Below are 442 nucleotides of genomic sequence, written 5' to 3' on the forward strand. Positions count from 1 at the left end.
GCACCTTCACCAGTCAGCACCTTTAGTCCGACTCCGCGTTTGGTGAGGTCGCCGACTGTGTTCACCAAATGCCGCAAATCGCGCCCGAGCCGGTCGAGCTTCCAAATGACGAGTGTATCGCCAGAGCGCAGCGCCTTGAGACCGGCCGCAAGCCCGGGACGATCATCGCGGCGGCCTGAAGCCGTATCCTGATAGATGTGGTCGGGATCGACGCCAGCCACCAGCAGGGCATCGCGCTGCAAGTCGTGGAGCTGGCTGCCGTCGGCTTTCGAGACCCGCGCGTAGCCGATGAGTGTTGTCACATATACGTCCGTCTGCGTGACGGAGCGGCATTGCCCGTCGATCGATCGCCATAATGTCACATAACCCGTATTGTGGTCTACGCTCCGTGAACAGGGCCGCTTCCCTGTTGCGTGACGAACAGGAAGCCGATGCCGTCCAG

General features: G+C 61.5%; 1 protein-coding gene. It reads right to left on the reverse strand.

Going from position 1 to position 442, the window contains the following annotated elements:
• The coding region (locus RAD16_RS41300; protein WP_458163716.1) for a recombinase family protein at nt 1-302 on the reverse strand (302 nt) is incomplete at its 3' end.
• Nucleotides 303-442 lie beyond the last annotated feature (140 nt).

Source organism: Bradyrhizobium sp. 18BD, from assembly GCF_054185225.1.